At 69.7% G+C, this 2,427-nt stretch carries 2 protein-coding genes and 1 pseudogene; 2 read left to right on the top strand and 1 reads right to left on the bottom strand.

Annotation, left to right across the window (positions count from 1 at the left end):
• Nucleotides 1–193: 193 nt before the first annotated feature.
• Nucleotides 194–826, top strand: a pseudogene (locus HC022_RS29485) (tellurite resistance TerB family protein); the annotation flags it as partial.
• Nucleotides 827–922: 96 nt separating this feature from the next.
• Nucleotides 923–1,807, top strand: a complete 885-nt coding sequence (locus HC022_RS24120) for a DMT family transporter (protein WP_167454089.1) — start codon at nt 923–925, stop codon at nt 1,805–1,807.
• 54 nt (nt 1,808–1,861) lie between these two features.
• On the opposite strand, the gene HC022_RS24115 is transcribed toward HC022_RS24120, so the two are convergent.
• Nucleotides 1,862–2,427, bottom strand: a 566-nt coding sequence (locus HC022_RS24115; RefSeq protein ID WP_175583718.1) for an HNH endonuclease, incomplete at its 5' end; no start/stop codon positions are given.

Here is a 2,427-nt window from a genome sequence, read left to right as displayed (position 1 = left end):
CCCCACCAGTCCCAGCGCCCCTGCGGCGTCCATCGTTCTGCGTGCTTCCATGCACCTGCTCTCCACCGGCGCGCTGCCAAGGTCAAGCGCACTGATCGCGAGATTTTCCCTTCGCGCCACGCCGCTCTATCTGACAAGCTGAGGCTTGAGGGTGCCGCACGGCACCGGGAGAGATGATTGGGAGGATGCGCAGATGAGTATGATGGGAACCCTTGCGAAGCTCGCCATGGGCTATGCCGCGGCGCGCGGCGTCGACCGGCTGTCGGGCGGTCAGGGGCTCGGCGCCCTGACGGGAGGCAAGGCGCAGCTCAAGGGCAGCGAGCCCGGCACCGCGCAACAGGCGCAGATGGGCCGGATGATGTCGGGTGGCGCGTCCAACCCGCTGCAGGACATGATGGAGCAGATGCAGCGCGGCGGGCTCGGCGCCATGCTGGCGGGCGCGGGACTTGGCGGCGGAACCGGCGCGGAAGGCGCCGGTGCCGGGATGGCGAGCATCCTCGCCGCTGCCGGTGGGGCCTCGGCCATGGGCGGCAAGGGCATCGGCAGCATGATCGACCAGTTCAATGCCGCCGGCGGCTCGGCGCAGGCCGAAGAGGCCGCGGGCCTCATGCTCCGCGCCATGATCCAGGCCGCCAAGGCCGACGGCGAGATCGACGCGGCCGAGAAGGCGCGTCTGCTCGACACCATCGGCGAGGCCGCCTCTGAGGAGGACATCGCCTTCGTCGAGGCCCAGCTTGCCGCGCCGGTCGATCCCGAGGCGCTGGCCCGCGACACGCCGGAGGCGCAGAAGACGCAGGTCTACGCCGCCTCGCTGATGACCATTGCGGTCGATACCGCTCTACCGCTGACCCAAGACTGTCCCCGGAAACCGCCCCGTCCGGCACGTTCGGCGGGGCGCCGTCACGTCTTTCGAAGGTCCGCCATGTCCCGTTCCCCCCGCTACGGCATCGCGCTCGCCGCGTTCGGTGCGCTTGTCCTGACGCCCGACGCGGTGCTGATGCGGCTCTCTGGCATGGACGGCTGGCAGATGCTGGGCTGGCGCGGGCTCTGCGTGGGGGCGGTGTTCTGGGGCGCGTGGCTGCTGCTCGTGCGCGATCCCGGCGGCATCCGGCGCCTGCTGCGCCCGGTGGGGGCGGTGCTGATCCTGTCGCAGTTCCTCAACGCGATGCTCTTCCCGCTCGGCATCGGGGCGGCCCCGGTGGCGGTGGTGCTGCTCGCGGTCGCGACCACGCCGGTCTGGGCGGCATTGCTGTCGCGCGTGCTTCTGGCCGAACCCGCGAGCCGCGCCACATGGGCCGCCATCGCGGCGGTGGCCGTGGGCATCGCCGTCGCCGTCTCGGGCAAGGGAGACCTCGCGGTCAACCGGGCCGCACTGATCGGCGCGCTCTGCGGGCTGGGCGTGGCCCTCGCGCTCGCCACCACCTTCGTCACCCTGCGCCGCGCACCCGAGCTGCCGCTCTTGCCGGCGCTCGGAACCGGCGCGTTTCTCGCCGGGATCATGGGGCTCGTCCTGACGGGGCCATCGCGGATGACCGAGGGCAACGTGCCGGCGATCCTCGTCACCGGGCTGCTGATCCTGCCCGCCTCGTTCTTTGCCCTTTCGTCGGCCTCGCGCCACACGCAGGCGGCGAACGTGAGCCTCCTGATGCTGCTCGAGACCGTGCTGGGCCCGCTCTGGGTCTGGATGGCCCTCGGCGAGGCCCCGACGTCGCGGATGCTGACCGGCGGCGCCATCGTCGTCGTCAGCCTCGCCCTCTACATCCTCGCCCCCGGCCCCGCCCGGATGCGGAGGCCGAAGGCAAGCTAGGCTCTCATCGACACCGGCGAAGCTCCGTTAAGCCGGTCGTGATGCGGGCAAACCTCAGCCCCAGGGGGCCGGCTCATCCGTCAGCACCCGACCGAACACGTTTTCGCGGTGCCACTTGAGGTTCTCGGGATGCGGCGCGTCGCGCGGATCCTCCGGCTTCAACAGACGACCGTCCGGCGACAGCAGACGGCTCACCACGTCACCGGGCACCTTGTTGTGCGAGACCAGGATCGTCTCGCAATCATCCGCGATCGAGATAAGACCACGGTCGAACATCCAGTGTAGCGTCCCGGACAGGGCCAGACCGTTCCGAACCGAGTCGCTGCCCTGTTTGTCTACAGGCCTGATATGCGCGGCCTGAACTTCGGGCCTGCCACCGCCGTTGCGAAGCATGAGGCCGGACAAGGCGCAGCGATAGCCATATGCCTCCCGCACCTTCCGACGGAATGCCACGTCGCGATACGGGCGTCGGGTGAGACGCTCAAGCACAGGCCGCTCGAACGGAGCTGCACTGTCATCAAATGTCCCGCCATCGGGATCGTACCGTGTCGCCTCGATCTGCTCGAGCTCTTGCGGCAGGCCGAGATTGACGATCCGTGAGAAGTCTTCTTCGGGCAGGC

The organism is Salipiger sp. HF18 (genome assembly GCF_011806505.1).
GTDB lineage: Bacteria > Pseudomonadota > Alphaproteobacteria > Rhodobacterales > Rhodobacteraceae > Salipiger > Salipiger thiooxidans.
Note: the sequence above shows the minus strand (reverse complement) of the source record. Positions and strands in the feature narration are given on the sequence as shown.